General features: G+C 39.5%; 13 protein-coding genes and 1 tRNA gene. All 14 read right to left on the bottom strand.

The window, feature by feature from the left end; genetic code table 11:
* Positions 1–244 precede the first annotated feature (244 nt).
* A complete protein-coding gene (locus JW794_02760; protein ID MBN2017044.1) occupies positions 245–1546 on the bottom strand; it encodes a hypothetical protein in 1302 nt (433 codons plus the stop codon).
* Positions 1543–4512: a hypothetical protein gene (locus JW794_02755; protein ID MBN2017043.1), complete on the bottom strand. Its 2970-nt coding sequence runs from the start codon at positions 4510–4512 to the stop codon at positions 1543–1545. The genes JW794_02760 and JW794_02755 overlap by 4 nt, the downstream gene beginning before the upstream one ends.
* 9 nt (positions 4513–4521) lie before the next feature.
* Entirely contained in the window at positions 4522–7134 is a 2613-nt protein-coding gene (locus JW794_02750) for a heparinase II/III family protein (GenBank protein MBN2017042.1), read from the bottom strand.
* A 106-nt stretch (positions 7135–7240) separates the two neighbouring features.
* A complete protein-coding gene (locus JW794_02745; protein MBN2017041.1) occupies positions 7241–7864 on the bottom strand; it encodes a ribonuclease HII in 624 nt (207 codons plus the stop codon).
* On the bottom strand, positions 7861–8811 hold the full coding sequence (gene pdxA / locus JW794_02740; protein ID MBN2017040.1) for a 4-hydroxythreonine-4-phosphate dehydrogenase PdxA: 951 nt from the start codon (positions 8809–8811) through the stop codon (positions 7861–7863). Before pdxA ends, JW794_02745 begins: the two co-directional genes overlap by 4 nt.
* Before the next feature lie 19 nt (positions 8812–8830).
* A tRNA-Phe gene (locus JW794_02735) sits at positions 8831–8906 on the bottom strand.
* 77 nt (positions 8907–8983) lie between these two features.
* Positions 8984–11830 carry a SurA N-terminal domain-containing protein gene (locus tag JW794_02730; GenBank protein ID MBN2017039.1) on the bottom strand — a complete coding sequence of 949 codons (2847 nt, stop codon included), beginning with the start codon at positions 11828–11830 and terminating at the stop codon, positions 8984–8986.
* Between the two features lie 4 nt (positions 11831–11834).
* Complete coding sequence (gene guaA, locus JW794_02725; protein ID MBN2017038.1) at positions 11835–13364, bottom strand: glutamine-hydrolyzing GMP synthase; 1530 nt, start codon at positions 13362–13364, stop codon at positions 11835–11837.
* Positions 13365–13367: 3 nt separating this feature from the next.
* Positions 13368–13991 (bottom strand): MBL fold metallo-hydrolase, encoded by a 624-nt coding sequence (locus JW794_02720; protein MBN2017037.1) that lies wholly within the window; start codon positions 13989–13991, stop codon positions 13368–13370.
* Positions 13981–14811 (bottom strand): PHP domain-containing protein, encoded by an 831-nt coding sequence (locus JW794_02715; protein MBN2017036.1) that lies wholly within the window; start codon positions 14809–14811, stop codon positions 13981–13983. Before JW794_02715 ends, JW794_02720 begins: the two co-directional genes overlap by 11 nt.
* On the bottom strand, positions 14798–16051 hold the full coding sequence (locus JW794_02710; protein MBN2017035.1) for an NAD(P)/FAD-dependent oxidoreductase: 1254 nt from the start codon (positions 16049–16051) through the stop codon (positions 14798–14800). Before JW794_02710 ends, JW794_02715 begins: the two co-directional genes overlap by 14 nt.
* A gap of 56 nt (positions 16052–16107) precedes the next feature.
* Positions 16108–16824, bottom strand: a complete 717-nt coding sequence (locus tag JW794_02705) for a hypothetical protein (GenBank protein ID MBN2017034.1) — start codon at positions 16822–16824, stop codon at positions 16108–16110.
* Positions 16825–16832: 8 nt separating this feature from the next.
* On the bottom strand, positions 16833–17696 hold the full coding sequence (locus JW794_02700; protein MBN2017033.1) for a glycine--tRNA ligase subunit alpha: 864 nt from the start codon (positions 17694–17696) through the stop codon (positions 16833–16835).
* Positions 17689–19317, bottom strand: a 1629-nt coding sequence (locus JW794_02695) for a tetratricopeptide repeat protein (protein MBN2017032.1), incomplete at its 5' end; no start/stop codon positions are given. The genes JW794_02695 and JW794_02700, both read right to left, overlap by 8 nt.

Genomic DNA, 19317 nt, shown 5'->3' with positions numbered 1-19317 from the left:
TTAGATGATTCATATTATGAGAAAGATATTTCATTGAGGGGAAATGTCAAATGTCCTATGATCTTAGAGCGTTGAGGGTGGGACGCTAAGTATGAATTTCAGGTAATGAAGTAGTGCTGAACATGTTCAACCCATTCGTTAATCCAATACTTAACCGTTGGGAAGAATTACTGAAGTAATCCATTCGCAAGGTCATAAAAAAAGGGAGCACGAAGCTCCCTTGTTTTATAAGGTTATTAGTATATTAGAATGCCAGTCTCGCACCAAATGACAGCTTGATACCGGTCGCGGAAGTATAGAGCGGAGAAGTATAGTATGAGACTCCCCAGTTGAAATCAAAGCTTCCAAGCTCAAAACCGGAACCCAGAGAATAATGCGGACGTTCACCACCACCAAAACCAAAACCTGCACGAACCGGCAACCAGTTCAGTGGATAATATTCCGCACCTACAGAGAATTTAGGTTTCGCGGATGTGAACAAGCTTCTCTCAAATGCCTGTACATAATCAGTATAGACTGTTATTTTATTGAACTTGAACGATCCGCCAAGATGGATTTCAACCGGTATTGTCTGCGAGAAATTATCAATTGCGTAGGTCGTATCTACAGCCATTGAGTCATTCCAGGTATCGATCGTAAAATCGAACGCTCTCACGCGAATATTATGCTCTTCACAAGATTTAGTCCAGTTGATCACACCAAAAAGATTTTTGATTGCCAGAGATGCAGTAATTTTTTCGGTTATCGGAGAGGTTAATCCGAAGTTTATCCTGTAACCATTACCTGCGCCGGGAAATATGGCAGATTCATGAAACCTTGAACTGTCAGAATCATAACCTGCTGTGCGGATGACAAGGTTATTATAGATTGTCAATGTACTATCTGTTGTCCCGACCTGTGAATCAAATTCCATGATCCTGGCATAGGCAACACCCATAATATATCCGAAACTCAGACCTGCATAAATGGGAGGAAAATCCTCGAATGATTGAGAAATTTTCTCCATGGGAATTCTATCACCATATCCGGCTTTGATCTCCCAGAAGGAAACAGCACGCCCCCTGTTATCTTCCATATCATAAGTTTCACCTATTTCGTTACCAAAAAGAACTAATTGAAAATACTCTTTTGAGAGACGAATCGATGAACGGGTCATATTGTTGAGCGTGAAAGCAAACTTACCTATCGAGCAAGATAAGGGGAAGTAAACACCAGCATTAGCATTAAGGAACAGTCCATCATCAGGGACTTTATCCATAAATTCCAGTTTGTCAGCGTGATTAAGTGTGTCTTTATCCATAAGATCATTATAGTATCCTAATGACAAACTGCTGTTTCGTAAGTCTGAGGAAAGCTGGAACAGGTTAAAGGTCATTTTGTGCTCAACGATTCCGAGGTTTGCTGGATTCCAATGGAGCGCTTCACAGCCCCTTGCTTTTGCAATATATGCATCTCCGAGTGCAACGCTTACAGGATTGGAGAGGGTGATACCCCAAAGAGAGGTTGCAACAAATACTAAAACTAGGATAACAATTATCTTTTTCATTTGTTACCTCCTGCTTCCTGAACGTGAACATCCACTGACGCATACCCGAATATCCTTAAATTATCTGAACCGCGTATGATGACGACTTCACCTCCCGTTCCGATGATGTGCATTTTTATACCGATATATACATCCGGATTTTCAAAGACGACGAAATCGTTATGTATCTTATCAAGGAGCACTCCGATCGTACTTGTAACCATCTCACCGCTGGTATGATGAACCGGATCGATCGTTGCAGGAGCAACATAGAATGAATCGATAACCAGTTCGGGATTCGTCCAGACCTGTGTTGAATCATTGGCAAACCATAGTTCGACATTTGACCCAAAAGGTAGAAGATTTTCAGCAGTAAGATTAAGAAGCACACCGTTCAGATTATCACGGATTATATTCCTCGTGTCTTCGTTAAGCTCCTGATGTTCGATTGAACTTAGTTTTACTGTGTGATCATTGATAATGAATTTGAACGGAGTTTCGATAGTATAAGACCCGCTGATGGAGTCATTCTTTGTTATCTCACCGATCGTCACACCATTTCCTATCGTTGCATAAGGAGATGTAGCTGTAACACGTCTGGGAACAATGCTCAGCATTTCTGAAACACCTCCTGTTATCACGATATGGTTCATCTGGTTGGGCAGGATCACGCCACTTGTTTCATCAATATGAATTCGAGCGGTATCTCCTTCATCATTACTTCCAACCATTTCAATATTCAACCAGCAGTTAAATCCTGTTCCATTGTATACATCGAGATGAAGTTCTGCACTCTGGAACTGCATCACATTTGAAATACTGTCCGGCAGATCTTCAATATCGAGATCTTCATCGATGTCATCCATTTCAAATTTCTTATGATCGATTATTCCTTTTACATAATTGAATCGCATCTCACCCATAACGATACTGGCTCTAACTTCATCTTCGTAATTTACTGTTACATATCCTGGAGTGGGTTCTGTCGTCACCACATAAGAATAGTGAAGCGAATCGATCAGTGTTGTTGAGAAGGGATTACTACCTATGCTATAGTCATCAAAGCTGATCGTTGTATCACCTGGACAACTAAGATCGATGATAAGTGTATCACCAAACTCGTCAAAAATCTCTTCAAATTTTACTTGTATATGTGCATCGAACGGAAGTGTGTAATGAGATTGAGGAATGCTTACATGAACATCGCAGCTATCTATCTCGGCAAAGACCAGTGAATATTCACCAGTTGAATCAACGGCAACTGTTTTCTCATCCTCAATAGTCATTTGATTAAATTTACCAATAAGGCTGTCGAAGATCAGATCACTCAAATGGATTGCCGCATGTACTGAGTCTGTTTTTGTAACTGTGATCAACTCGGTATTCGGCATATCGACTTCAACATCATAATGCACTACCTGATCTTCCCAAAGAAGTACCTTATGATCAGCAAAGCTATAGCCGGGGAAATCTGCATTTGTGATATGAACGGGATTATTAAATTGATCTCTGAGTTCTGTAAATATAATCCCAATTTGAGGATCGAAGCTGAGACCTGAAATATCGATATTCATCATACCGCTTCGAATATTTGCTTCCTGGATCAATATCTTATCAGATGCGTCATCAAGAGACAGGGAGTCATGCTGGGTAAAGGTTTGGATGAGATATCCAGTTACCTCATCAAACTTCATTTCGCCAAACTCAATATTTGTTGATACGATCATATCTTCTGAAATCGTAACATAATCATCAGTTGAGTCGGTTCTAACTTTATAAGAGAAATGAAGTGAATCGATGACATCTTTTGTTGGTGAAACGATCTGAAAGTTTTCAAAATCCAGCGGAAAATCATTCTGCGTTGAGCTTGCATCAACATCGAGCACTAAATGATATGGTGTACCGGTATCGTCGAGTAATTCCACGAAATCGAGTGTAACACGAGCATGGATTGGAAGATGATTATCAATATGAATATTACCGATACAGCTATCAATCTTGGCTGAAACAAGCTGTATTTCATTTGCAGCATCTTCGATCGAAATTGTCTCATTATGAGTTATTCTTTCTTCGGGAAGCCGAGCGCTTGCTTCACTCACCAACATTTCAGAAACACGGAAAGCAACATGGAAGTTATCTTCTTCCAGCACATCGATCGGTTGTCCACCCGTTCCATCAGTAGACAGACGAACTCGAAGGTAATTTTCTCGATGCACTTGGATTCCCGAAAGGTCAATTTCTATCTGTTCTGTTTCAGTTGGGTTTATCGTATGATCGATGAAGTAAGTAACGATCGGGTCATCTTTCAAAGGGGCTAGACCGCTATAGATCTCCAGCGACATGTAATAGCTTGGATTTATAGAACTCAACGGGATCTCAGTATTGTTTGTAAAATCAATATAAGCATAACCAGAATCAATCACTACGTAATCTACATTGTCATTTTCAAAAATTGAAAATACTGTATCAATTGGAGGAAAATTATAGATTGGGGGTATCGGTGTGTTATAAATCGGACCTACTCCTGGTATTTCTGATCGAACAAAGTCGAGGACAAATACCTCAGAGTATGAGTTACCGGTTTCTTCAACCTCAATTTTATCAAGAGCTCGCTCGAAATATTGGGAGTGTCCATCAATATTCAGTCTATCACCAACACTCATGCCGAAGGTTTGATCCCGACCATCGATCTCGAGCTCATCGCCGATCTCCTTGTCGAGTGTTTCGGTTTTTCCTTCAACTTTAAGTTCATCACCTACATTCTTTGACTCAATATCTTCGGTCATAGAAAAGAAGAGCGTATCGTTGTCCAAACGAATAATGTAGGTATCTGTTGTGTCCTCAAGTTCATGCATATACACTCGTTCATTAATGAGTGGTATTTCAAGTGTGACATCCCATTCGGGGGGATCCCAACTCTTTATTGTGCATGAACTTATGATAAGAATTACAACAGATAGGAGTAATAAAGTATAGTTCTTTTTCATAGATTCTCCTTATCTAAGGATGTTAACTTTTCTCAAAACTGGTTGACTCTGTTCAAAATGTATTTTATAAAAATAGGTTCCATTCGCAACATTCTTGTCTGTAGAATCTTTACCATTCCAGGTAACTGAATGTGAACCAATCGTATAATTTTCATCTGTTAAGACTGCGATCTTTTGTCCTTTGAGATTGAATACTTCGATTCGGACATTCTGAGGTTTTGAAAGTGTGAATGAAATTTCGTTTGTATCATTGAATGGATTGGGATATACAGAAATATTATGATCCTCGGGTACATATCCGGGATCGATTGCGTAATCAAGAGACCATACTACGTCAAGGGTGAAATATGTAGATTCATCAAAGGTGATTGTGGTTACTCCTTCATCAAAACCAATAAGAGTTCCGCCAGTGACGTTTGTGGGTTCGTTTCCGGTAAAGAATTCGATCATACATGCTTCGCTTACATATCCGTTTGCTGAGGTTGCACCAATATTCAGCGCCAATATCACCCGCGTATCACTATTTATCAAAGGTGTGCTTCCGTAGTTAAATATCATACCGCTTGTAAGCTGAATATTTCTTGGAATATCTCCATTTTTTGCAACGTGTAAAATGCTGCAATCAAAACCAAGGGTTGTTCCAAAGAAGTCATATGTCTGAACATCTATTGTTTCACCGACTAAAAGAAGAGCTTTTTCAGTATCCATCTCAATTGATCCACCTGAGAAGTTAGCTTCATTGATAGGCACATAGGTGATATCTCTTGTTGTTGCCAATGTCGGCATAAGAAATGAAGTAAAAAGTCCATAATCTGCATTGATTGTTGCCCTTGTAACGGTATGAGTTGCTGGTACATTGTAAGTTCCGTCATCATGATAATCATCATAATTATCGAGGACCATTGCTATGGGGGAATTTATAAAGAAGTTCAGATCAACATCATTCACGCTATAAACTGAGCCATTTGTATCGAGAGAAAAACCATTTCCGGTTGAACCTCCACCATTTCCATGAAGAAGATATGCATAATTGTGTGTTTCAGTTGATCCTATATAATCAATAATAGTAAAATATGAATTATTTATAAATGTAATGTTTCTTAAAAAATCTGTGTCCTGATAGTTTGTGGTTATCTGGGCAAAATCTAAACCTTCAGTATCATAGGTGTATCCGAGTTCAGCATCGGTTCCTTCAGAAGTCGTAAGAGACGCAGCAGGAGGACCTTCGCCATCCACAAGTATCATACTATGATTTTTAGCATAACGCACACTGTCTCTTTTATCCCAGCTGATATATCCAGAATCCATTGCAAGCAACTCACCAAGAGCGTAGATAATAAAACTTCCATTATCGGGATGCTCATGAGTACGACCTCCTTCGCGAGCTTGCCCGTTTTCAGCAAGTGCACACATATAAACTGCATCTTCTCCCCAATCACTTCGAAATACTGCTTGTCCGGCATCAGGCATGATTTGGGTTGGAGGAAAATCTGGTAGAGTGGTCCCGGGATAAGCAATATCATCATATGTGCAGATCATCTCTACGTCTATATTATCAGAAGTTGCGTCAACAAAATATGAATCTGTACAATTTACATAATCCCACGCAGCAATATCGTCCGCATAAATGGGAGCAAGCATGCCGTTATAGAAAAGGGGATTTAGAAAACTATCATCAAAGTTTGGACGTGCACCATTGGGTTGACGGATTTTAATACACCAATCTGTTATCGCTTGGAAATTATCTTGCTCAGTAAGTGGAGATAAATACTCACCTCCGTAATCCTCGGACTCACCATCAACAAAATTATTGTGTGAAATAGCAAAAGGAAGATAACTGGTAGCGGTGAATGACAAGTAATGAGGACCTTCTGCCCACATGCCCTGTTCATTAACAAGCCAGTCATTAAACTGCTGATTTGTTTTCTGCATGCAATAATTGATCCAGGTCTGAGGTTGCTTATCTGCATCACCTGTAGTCTCAGTATTTAGAACGATTGCACACATACCAAGTGCAGAAGCAAACTTGACACCATAATTGATCTTTTCTCCAAAGCCCAGATCCCACATGAGATGCAATGTATTTGTATATGGATTGCTTGAAACAAGATCATAATACATTTCTCCAGCAATATCCTGAATATTTGTCCGAATCGCTGTTTCATCATTCCCAAAATCGTAATTATTACCCTTCATAAGATCATAGGCAACACATGCTGCCGAAAGCATTTCGGAATCCCAAAGGATATTTTTGTACCGCTCATCCCAGCTCAAATAGGTTTCCCGTTGTATAACGAGTAGATACTCTTTAGCTTTATCTCCATATGAGTTATCATTTTCAATAAAAAAACGAAAGGCAGCACATCTTGCGACAAGTGCTTTTTGTAATTCCGAGGAACATGTTGCATAATCTTTCTCTGCCTTTGCCTTTATCTCATTATATATTGAAAGAAACGGTTCAATAGTTACCCTGGTTTTAACTTTACTTATTTCTACTTGACTGCTATCAATAAGAGTTCTTGGCCAATATGTTTTTTCAGGATGCCAAACACCTTGAGCATTCACAATGGTAGTTATAAATACAAATATCACTGAAAAAAGAAAAATTTTATTTCTTTTCATATTACCTCTAATTTTATTTATATGGCATTGGGACAAAAAAAAGAGTGAATGTCAATTTTTTCGAAAGAGTAAATTTACATATATTATTGGTTGGAATATTGTTTTTCTATAAATTTATCTTCTCAAGATATTCTTTCACTGGAGAAAAAGTTGTTCTATGTATGGGACTGATCCCATGTGCAGCAATTGCTTCTTTATGCTTTTTTGTCGGATAACCTTTGTTATGAATAAAATCGTATTGTATAAAATCACGATGATAAGCATCCATTATCCTGTCACGCACTACCTTTGCTACTATGGATGCAGCTGCGATACAGTGATAAATGTTGTCTCCTTTAACAATCGATTTTAACATCGCATTGTACTTCTCATCAAACTCCTGGTGTGGAAGATATGGTCCATCGATGAGAATTAAGTACGGTTGATTTCTGAAAGGCATTATAAGTTCATTCATTCCTTTAAACGTTGCCTGGAGGATATTAATCTGATCGATTATTTTGTGATCAATTACTACATATTCGTAATGAAGAGCATTGTATGTAATCTTAGCAAATAAGATATTACGCTTTTTGGCACTCAGTTTTTTTGAATCATTCAACTCCTTTATACGACAATCTTGGGGTAAAACAACTGATGCAACAACGACCGGTCCGGCAATTGGTCCTCTACCGGCTTCATCGATACCGACTATTTTCTCAAATCCTTGAAAATCCTTATATTCTGACCTCATGAGACCATTTTTTCAGCAAGACGGATAGCGTGGACAAGGCTTTTATCTGAAGCAACATTCTTACCTGCAATATCAAATGCAGTACCATGATCTACCGATGTTCGAATAAACGGAAGACCAAGCGTTACATTAACACCAGAGTCAAAAGACAACATTTTGAAAGGGATCAATGCCTGATCGTGATAAGCACAAATAACCATATCAAAATCTTGATATTTCCCTGCAAAAAATGTATCTGCAGGATATGGATCACTGATCTCAATACCTTCGCTGCGTAACTGCTCAATCGCAGGTAAAAATATCTCTATTTCCTCATTTCCAAAAGCACCCTCCTCTCCTGTATGAGGATTAAGTCCAAGTAGAGCTAATTTTGGCTTTTCGATGTGGAAATAATCTTTGAGTGCAGTATTAATAATTGAAATCTTACTTCTTACCAAACCTATAGAAAGAGACTTTGATATATCTGCAAGTCGATAATGAGTTGTCAGCAATGCAACATTTATTTTGTTACTAAAAAAACTCATTACGACATCCTGGCAATGTGATTGTTGTGCAAAGAATTCTGTATGACCTATAAATTCTTGGTGGGAGAGTTGGATATAATGCTTGCTGATCGGTGCTGTCACGATCGCATCAATTATATTTTTGACTGCATCTTTACCTGCTCTTTTAAGAGCTTCATACGCTGCCTGTCCGCTTTCTCGTGATGGAAAACCAGGTATAAATTTCGTTTCTTGCATGAGGGGGAACCATAGGGCCGAAGCATTTGAATTCAAGATGTCTTTTGAATGTGAGATTTGAGGAATACTATTCCGAAGGTCTGACTTGGGAAGAGCGCCATACAAGACAACCTTACAAGCAAGCTTATTGTTGTTTAAGGCTTTTTCAATGATTTCGGGACCGATCCCTGCAGGATCACCAATCGTAATACCGATTATTGGCGGCATAATTTCGAGGTAAAAAAAATGGTGCCGGGACGCGGAATTGAACCACGGACACAGGGCTTTTCAGGCCCCTGCTCTACCGGCTGAGCTATCCCGGCAACCGATGTAGAAAAATTGCGAATGACATTGTTTTTTGGTGATAACATTGGATGTCAAGTTTTACACTTTTGCATAGTTATTGTACAAATATCTTTACCTGTTTCTGAAGTTTATAATTATCAATCCAGCTTTTAAATTTCTTCTCAACATATTCCTGGCGATACTGGTTTTTTACTGAAGCAAAATTTTGAGGGGTTTCAACTTCCTTTTTCGTCACATAATAAAAGCCCCAACCATAATCAGTAAATCTTATGGGGTGGCTGTATGTATAGGGTTCTTTTGCAAATGCGCTTCTCACAATGATATTACTCCCAGGCAGGCTGCTGATCACATCATCATAACTGATGAGCTGGGTTTCTTGAAGCCCACCAAATATATATGTTAGATATCCTTTTTGCCTGTTCATGAGCTCGATTGTTAGATATTCGGTAAAAATCTTCCCTTCATCATATTGCAATTTTGAAAGGAATTCCTCTCGGGCTTTTGTATAGGCATCATATCCCTCTATCTTCTTACCAGTGACTTTATCTTCAAGAAACAAAATCGCATACCCGCCTTCGACAGTAAAGATCTTCGGAAACTTGCTTCCAATCCTGAGTCCATTGAGTTCTTCATAATCTCTTTTAGGAAATGTTATCATGCTGTCAATCACTGTGTATTCATCATCAAGCGACATATAATCAGTATAAAAGGTATCATCATGATGGGTTTTAAACAGCATATCTCTATTGGAATAGATATTATCAAAAAGAGTTTGAGCTTTCCAGTTTGCTGTGCTGTCTGCCATAGGAAGCTTCATCTCGTAGAGCACTTGTGATTTTCTGTTCTCAAACTTATTTTCAAGACCACTCTCGATATCAATGAGTTTAATAAAGAAGCATCCATCGGCAGTATATATTTGCGATGAAACCGCTTCCAATCCAAGTGTATCAACACACCGGAAGATTATCTCATCAAGATCATTTATATTGATAAAAGTATCATTCTTCTCAACAAACGGATGTGGTTTATAATACATATCTGAAATTATATCGAACGCTACATCGTCGTTAAGTGCGTCCTGAATATCCTGTATCCGCTTGTTGAACATTGGGCTCTCCGGCACGAAGATCGATTGTAGTTTCACCCTCCGGGAGCGAATGAATTTATCCTTATTTTCCTCAAAATAACCCCTGGCTTTTGAAGAATCAATAATGACTATGGATGTATCAATCGGTATAAATATATACGAAAAACGATAAAGATTTGGCTCGAAATATGCATTTTTATTCTGAGAATAAAATTCCTGAAAACCTTCCTGCCAATCGGTATCCCATCTATTTTCAAGGAGATTACCCACCTGCTCTTTCAGATCTTTCTTTTCTTTTGAAAGTACAAGTCTTCTGTCGTTCACAAGCCCGATCACATGCCGGGTTCCCTTTTTTGCAGTGAACATGGAATCAACAGGTGTTGTAAATATTGTGTCCTGGATCAGTGGATAGGGATCATGAAAATACGGCATATTCTCAATATATTTCTGGAATAATTTTATCTTTGCTTCAGGATATCCGAGCAGGAAATCATGATTGAAAACCATCTGCTTGATATGCGTGATAGTCGAATCGGCTTTTCGTTTCCTTTCTTTCTTGGTAAGCTCTTCAATGATATCCTCGCGCACCTTCTCGAAGGGCATTGTATCGCGAACGGTTATGAATTCATCGAGATTATATTCATAATAATTCCACAAGGAGTCTTCGCTGAAATGAATATCAATTTCCAGATCCTCAGCATCGAGTGTTACATAGCTAACATCAACTTCAAAAAGCAGTTCATGTTTAATATTATTATTGTAATAATTTTCAGTTTCACAATCGAAATAGTAATCCCTGCCAACCGAGATATAATCCTTCCAAATAGGCAGTGCAGCATCTTCAAAATCAGCTATTCCCCCACCTTTCTTGCCAATTGTTTTAAAGATAATCCATCCGTTCTTCTGTTCGATCGGATTTGAATAATACCTTCCCGTTCTGAGTTTAAGTCCCTTTTTGATAATTTCCTTGCTGTTGTCGAGTTTACCAATCCGATCACCTTTCTCAAGATATCCGGTTTCAAATACATGATGAGCTTTGAAAAACGGACTATTCTCTTCATAACCGGAATTGAGTAGGTCTGCAAGCTGTTCTGCATAGATACGCGCTTGGGCATGAGCGTCTCTGCGATAAGCAGGTACATATTTGTAATATGGTTTTGATGTTGGAAAGAAGTCGTCATCTTGAATATAGATTATTCCCAAACGAACCTTATCCGGTGATTGGTAGGAATATTTATGATCCTTGTGAAACTCTTTTACATATGCAGGGCTTGACGGAAATGAGGTTGGCATCAAGCTGTCCGGAATAATAAGATACTTCAGCTGTATCCTGGAATTATCCCGCACGTATGCATCATACAGTTCTTTATCATTAAGATAGAACTGCTCTTTGATAATTTCTTTTATCTTATCATCGAGAACATCGTCACGGATTCGATCTATGATCTCATGATACCGCTCCGAATACTGAAGTTTGAATCGCTGAAATTTCAACTCGTCAAACATGCCATTCGTCAGGAAAAGGTCGTTATCCGCATAGATCTGCTTAAACATAGTTTCCAGCTCTTCTTCATTGATAAAAATATTGTTCTCGTGGGCATATATTTCAAAGAGATATTCTGTTATGATTTGTTCGAGTGCAATATCCTTCAGGTCTTCATGAATTGTCTTTTGTGACACTTCCGAATATCGACTGGGATCACGGAGATATTCCTGCCATACCATCTCATACCTGTTTTGAAGTTCCAGCCATGTGATGGGTTCTCCGGCAACTTCTGCTACAATATTGGATTGAGAATATACTATCAGTGGTAGGAGCAATAATAATATGATAACAAAAAATATCTTTTTCATGATCTTATTCCCATTCAATTGTACTTGGAGGTTTTGAACTGATATCATATACCACTCTATTTATGCCCTGCACTTCGTTTATGATCCTGTTTGATATTTTCCGTAAGATTTGATATGGAATTTTTGCCCAGTCAGCAGTCATACCATCCAGGCTGTTCACAGCACGAAGTGCGCAGACGTATTCATACGTCCTGCCGTCTCCCATAACACCGACGGTTTGTATGGGAAGGAGGACTGCGAATGCTTGCCATATACGATCATAGCAGTAATTTGCCTTTAGCTCCTCGATAAAGATATAATCGATTTCCTGAAGCTGTTGTACTTTATCTTCTGTAATATCTCCAATGATTCGAACTGCGAGTCCCGGACCTGGAAACGGATGCCTGAACAGTATTTCATCAGGCAAGCCAAGCTCTTTGCCCACTACCCGAACTTCATATTTGAACAATTCTCGAAGAGGTTCAATTAATGTTAGATTTAATGATTCAGGTAATCCACCAACATTATGATGAGATTTGATAGTGACAGATGGTCCGTTCTCACTGCTGGAGGAACTTTCGATCACATCGGGATAGAGCGTGCCCTGTGCAAGAAATTGAACATTATCAAACTTTGAAGCTTCTTCCTGGAATATTTCAATAAAAAGCCGTCCAATGATTTTCCTCTTCTTCTCAGGATCAACGATCCCTTTTAATTCCTTCATGAAAATATTTTTTGCGTTCACGACAATGAGATGAAGACCAATGTTTTCAAAGATTTCCCGAATCTCAAAAACTTCATTCTTTCTCATTAAGCCTGTATCGACAATAATTGGTATGAGCTGATCGTCAATAACCTTATGAAGCAATATCGCTGTAACAGATGAGTCCACACCTCCACTTAGTCCCAGAACGACATTCGCATCACCGACCATGTCCTTAATCTCTTTGGATTTCTTTTCAATGAACGAACTTGGTGTCCAGTTCGGTTTTAGTCCGCAAATATTCAGGAGAAAATTCTTGAAGATATATAATCCTTTCTCGGTATGCGACACTTCAGGATGGAATTGGACTGCAAAAATATTTCTTGTTTTGTCTTCCATGGCAACAAAAGGAGTATTGATTGTGCTTGAATACGTAATAAATCCAGCAGGTACTCTCTCGATCTTGTCAGAATGGCTCATCCAGACAACATCTCCTGTTTCCAGTCCTTTAAAAAGTTCATGCCTTTCATTGATGATCAACTCAACATATCCGAACTCTTTTTTTAGGGAATGCCCGACCTGCCCGTCCATGAGATGACATAGGAGCTGCATACCATAACAGATGCCAAGGATCGGGATGCCAAGTTCAAATATCGCTGGGTCGCAAAAGGGTGCATCATCATCAAGAACACTATAGGGGCTACCGGAGAGTATTATCGCCTGAGGATTGATCTCTTTGATCTCAGTTAGCGAAATTTCAAAATGAACAACCTTACATGAAAGGTTCAGCTGCTGAACCGACTTGAGGATCAAATAAGTATATTGTGAGCCGAAATCTAAAATTATTATCATAATTTAAAAGAAGAATGGATTATGTAATTTTTCGTGACCAATTGTTGTCGGTCCACCGTGGCCTGTATATACTTTTGTTGAATCTGGAAGTGTGAACAGTTTCTCTTGTATACTTTTCCTGAGCTGATCTCCGTTGCTGTCAGGGAAATCATACCGACCGATACTTTCAAAAAATAGGGTATCTCCACTGAATACAAATCCGTCCCCAACTAAGCATATTCCGCCCTTGGAGTGACCTGGTGTATGAAGAACCTTTAAGGAAATATTGCCGATTTTGATGATATCTCCATCCTTAAGAAGCTGATCTGCTTTTGTGGTTGTCATCGGATAGCCAATAAAGGCACTCAGGTTAAGATCAGGATTACTTAATTTTTCATTATCCTCTTCATGAATGCACAGTGTAGCATCGGTTAGTTTTTTCAGTTGTGAGTTCGCCAGGATATGATCAGCATGCCCGTGTGTATTTATGATGTATTTGATCTCAAAACCCAATCTTTTTGCTTCCTTTGCAATTTCCTCTGCATTGTTAGCAGGATCGATAACTACTCCAACCCCCTCTTCTTTATCCCAGATGAGATACGTGTTCGTTTCGAATTCTTTGAGGAGGATCAGTCGTTTAATGGGCATGTTTTGTTTTCCTGTAATCTAATATTTGGTTAAAATAATTTTCTTTAAGAAGAGCTTGTCCATATTCTTCGTTTTTGCGTGCAAAACCATGATAATCCGAACCACCTGTCATCAGAAGCCCATAGCGTTCAGCCAGTTCAATATAATTTTGTCGTTGATATTGGCTGTGAAGAGGATAAAAAACCTCGAGACCGTCAAGACCGAAATCGACAAGGTCCGCAATAATAAAATCATTTTTTATTACGCCGGGATGAGCCAAAATTGCAATACCGCCAGCTTCTTTGATGATCTTGATAACTTCTTCTGGCGGGAAGGTCGGTTTTCGCACATACGCAGGTCTGTCATTGCCGATGTAATGCCAGAATGCTTCTTCATAGGTTGTATATTCTTTTTCAGCCATTGCAGTTGCAATATGAGGACGTCCCACGACTTTTTTGTTTTCAACGTGCTCGAAAACATCTTTAAGTTTCAACCTGATCCCGTATTCATCTAATTTATCGAGTATCTTCTGCGCCCGAAGAATACGTCCCTTTTGTAAATACTTCAACATATTGACGAGTTGCCGGTTATGCACATCGACAAAATAGGCCAGAATGTGCACATCAAAAGATTGGAAATAACTGCTTATTTCAACTCCCGGGACAAGTTCGATATTCATTCGCCGTGCAAATCTTTTACCAACCTGATACCCGTCCAAAGTATCATGGTCGGTTATGGAGATTACATCGAATCCCTGCTCTTTTGTTTCTTTAATAATATCTCGTGGATGCTTCGTGCCGTCAGAAAAATTTGAGTGTATATGTAGATCAATTTTTTTCATTATGCTCTTGTTCCTTTGCCGCATTTTCCCCTGCGATATATCCTGTTGAAAAAGCTGCTTGCAGATTGTATCCCCCGGTATCACCATCGATATCCAACACTTCTCCTGCAAAATACAGATTTTTGATCTTCTTTGATTCCATCGTACCAGGGTCAACTTCTGATAGTGCCACCCCGCCTGAGGTTATGATCGCCTCTTCCATAGGTCTCGTACCTGTGATCGTGAAGGTAAGATTCTTTAGATTCCGTACAATGGTTTCTCTATGTTGTTTATTAATAGTTGCTATATGAATGTCTTCCGGTATGCCTGTTCTTAAAATAAAATAGGGAACCAGCTGTTCCGGGAGCAGTTCTTTCAGCATTCTCAAATATGTTAATTTTCCATTATTTTGAATTTCTCGTAATATCCTTTCATGCACCTTCTGCTCGTCAAGAGCCGGTTTCACGTCGACATGTAAGGTTAGATAGTCTTCCTGAACTTCTTCTTTGACCATGCTGCTTAATCTCAGGATCGCTGAGCCGTCTGCACCCCATTCCGTAAAGAAAAACTCTCCGAAAGTACTTGCAAGAAGATGATCATCATTTGTCACTGAAACTTCTACATTTTTCAGCTTGAGACCATCAAGTTGCGGATCAATATCTTGAAGATTAAAAGGTACAAGACCGGGATATAAATCAGTTACTTTATGACCGGTTACGCGCGCAAATTGATATCCATCTCCCGAAGAACCGGTTTGCGGATAGGACTTCCCGCCAGTTGCAATGATGATAGCATCACAAAGCAACGTGCCCTTCTCATGAACAACCCCACCTGCCGCATGTTGATAATGAAGCAGCTCTTTGGCAGCGGAATTATATTCAATATGTACGCCCAAATCCTTGAGATACTCAACAAAAACATCCACGACATCCCACGAATTGTCAGAATCGGGATAGATACGTCCTCCGGACAGTTCTTTCAAAACAAGACCGTGTTTCTGCAGAAATTCCATCAAATCTTTATTGTAGAAGCGATTGAAAGTATTGATGAGAAATTTGCCATTCTCACCATACTTCTCGACGAATGTCATTATTTCCGTTTCCGTATTGGTAATATTACATCGCCCCTTGCCGGTGAGGGAGAGTTTCAAACCGAGTTTGTTCTTTTTTTCAAGAAGCGTGACGTCTGCTCCGCATTCAGCAGCTCTGCATGCTGCCATCATACCGGCAGGACCACCGCCGATTACTGCAACTCTTGTCATAACAACTACTTCACCGCACGAATCGTGCTTACAAAATCCATGACCAGCGTGAATATTTAGAACTTATCGACGAGTTCTGCTAAGGAATCTACTGCAGAAATATAGGATTCAAAGAATGTGATTAATTCTTCGTTTTTGAGTTTAAGATGTCGGTTCTTTATCTTATAGGCTGCTTCAAAGGATGACAGGTCAATTTCAGTAACAACTGAGGTTTTCTGGACCACATCGAGTGCATTGATCGGAATGTCGCTCCCTTTAACAAAGAGTATTCCTTTTAAAACGGGAATGAGTGCAGAAAATGATGAAACAACGAGACCATTCAAGATATATTTCTGATCGATGTTTTCCAGGAATGAAGCACGAAGGAGGAGTAGCTTTCCTTTTAATTCGCGTTCTGCTTGAAGGCGGACATGATCCGGTTCGATCGCTATATCTTTAAAAACATCGTCGCCGAAAAGAGTAATATGGGAATTCTTGATCGACAAGAATTCTAGCGGAAATGAATCAAGTGAATCATTGATATACTCTTCCGTCAAGAACAGAGGTGCAGTCACATGCTTCTTATTCAATTTCTTGATACATGTTCTTGCTTTGATAAGATTTCTGATTGAAATATCATCAAGGATGACTGCGACATTGATATCTGAATACTTCTCATTGAAATCTTCTGTGGTAGCACTACCGTAAATATAGAGAGAGTGCAAAGATCCTTTGAAAGTCTCCGAGTAGCAATCAAGTATTTCTTTATATATTGTTTTAGTATTTTTGGGCATACATATCCTTATGTTTGGTTCTTCTGGGATTCGATAAATGCTGTGGCGCATGCACGGGCAAGGTTCCTGATGCGTTTTATGTATAATGCTCTTTCGGACACGCTGATAGCTCCGCGCGCATCGAGTAGGTTAAACGTATGCGAGCACTTGAGCACATAATCATACGCTGGGAATACCAAGCCCATCTCTATCTGACCATAGATCTCTTTTTCATAGCGGTCAAATTCACCAAAAAGCATGTCAACATTCGCTGTCTTGAAATTGAACTCGCAGAACTCCTTTTCACTTTTCATATAAACGTCGCCATAGGTCATAGTATCATTCCACATAATATCTTTAAAATGATCAACCTGTTGAATATACATAGCGATACGTTCCAAACCGTAAGTAAGCTCTACAGGCACAGATTTCAATTCATAACCTGCTATCTGCTGGAAATAGGTGAATTGGGAGATTTCCATACCATCAAGCCACACTTCCCAACCAAGTCCAGCTGCACCAAGTGTTGGTGATTCCCAATCATCTTCGACAAACCGGACATCGTGTTCACGTATAGGAGTTCCGATTGCTTCAAGACTCTTGAGGTAAAGGTCCTGAATATCGTCCGGCGACGGTTTGATGATCACCTGGAACTGGTAATAATGCTGTAGTCTGTTCGGATTGTCTCCATAACGACCATCTTTGGGACGTCTCGAAGGTTGTGTGTATGCAACTCGTTCATCTTTGTTAGAAAGCGATCCGAAAAAGGTTGCAGGATGAAACGTTCCCGCTCCCATCTCCACATCATAAGGCTGACGTATAATACAGCCTATAGAATCCCAGTACTGTTGCAGATGAAAGATGATCTGCTGAAAGGTTAACGCTTTATTCATCATAGAAAGGATCGTGCTTTGTTTCTTCGATCAGCTGATTGACAAGATCGACCTTATCGTTCAACCGTTCCTGCATGAAATAATCGGATGTTAATGAATTAGCTTTTTCATAATAGTCTTTTGCAGAAGTGAAATAAGCATTAGCTTCTTTCTTATTCACTTTTCGCAGATCATTATATTTAATATATTCATCACCACCAGCGTTTTTCGCTTTCTCATCATAATCGACATACAATTGATAGCTTTGATACCCACGCTCATTATCGATCTCACCAAGGATAAGGTATGGCTCCGGTTGACCGGGAGCGATCTCTGCGGACTTCTGTGCAAACTGTATAGCCTTGTCATACTCCTTCATCTGGCGATACACGTCAGCAATTCTATTGTAACCGATTGCTGATTCCGGCATGAGTTCTATATATGTGTTCAATGCATCGAGAGCTTTTGCGAAATCCTGCTGAGTTACGTAGATTGCAGCGAGGTTCAGATACGGAGCAGGAGCTTTCGGGTTTCTTTCGATAATATCGAGATTCTGCTGTACAGCTTCATCGATCCTGCCTGTTTTCTGGTATGCGATTGCAAGTTTCTTTTCGATGTCACTATCCTCAACGCCAGCATCAACGACTGCACGAAGATGAGGAATTGCTTCATCATACATATCTTCTTCGAAATAGAGAATTCCAAGCGGCTTGTGCGCTACAAGACAGTCGGGATTGATCTCCAATGCTTCTTCATATGCATCGACTGCGTCATCGAAGTTGTCTGTGATGCTGCAAATCTCGCCGATACAAACCACATAATCAATATTGCCTTCTTCAATATCTGCAAGGGTGCGATAGGTTTCATTAGCCATATCATAGTCTTCTATCATTTTATATGACCAGGCAAGCCCTTCAAGCGCTATGATATATTCCGGATCGATTTCGAGGGCATTATTGTAATAATCAATTGCAGTAGGATAATCTCCTTCAAGAGCGCTGATATATGCGAGATAGAGATACGCTTCTTTTTCTTCAGAATTGAGATCAAGAACATTTAAGAATGCTTGTCTTGCATCGGTATACTGCTCGGAATTGAAAAAGTTCATTGCAATTTCCATTGCTTTGGTCTCGGCAGAACCGCACATCTCGATCGCGATATCAAACACTTTTTGAACAGCTTTTTGACGTTCCTCTTTTTTCTTCTCAACCTTGATCTGTTCATATTTGATCTCCGATGTCTGCACATCGTAGATGAACACGATCATGTTAAAGAGTGTCGATTCGATCTGGGATACATTACCCCAGATATTTATCTGGGAATCAACCTTCTTCGCAAAATCAGCAACAACAGATTGGTCGAGTGCTTCCACTTTTGTTTTTCCAAGAGCTTTATCCACATCTTTTTCGGAAATCATAAAGATGCCCGGATTTTCTTTACCAACCTCCTGAAAATCGCTGGGAAGATATTTGTTGCACATGGTTCGGCTATCAAGATCATTGTAATGAAAGCCCCACACGGCAACGCGGACTCCTTCTGCAGGTTCATTTTTCTTGGCAACTGCTGCCGATGAACAGAAAAGGAGTTGAAGAGTGAGAGAAAATAACAATGCAGTTAAGATGACTTTTTTAATGTTCACCTT

This window comes from Candidatus Cloacimonadota bacterium, assembly GCA_016932035.1.
Taxonomy (GTDB): domain Bacteria; phylum Cloacimonadota; class Cloacimonadia; order JGIOTU-2; family JGIOTU-2; genus Celaenobacter.
The sequence above is the reverse complement of the archived record's forward strand: the minus strand, read 5'-3'. Positions and strand labels throughout refer to the sequence as shown.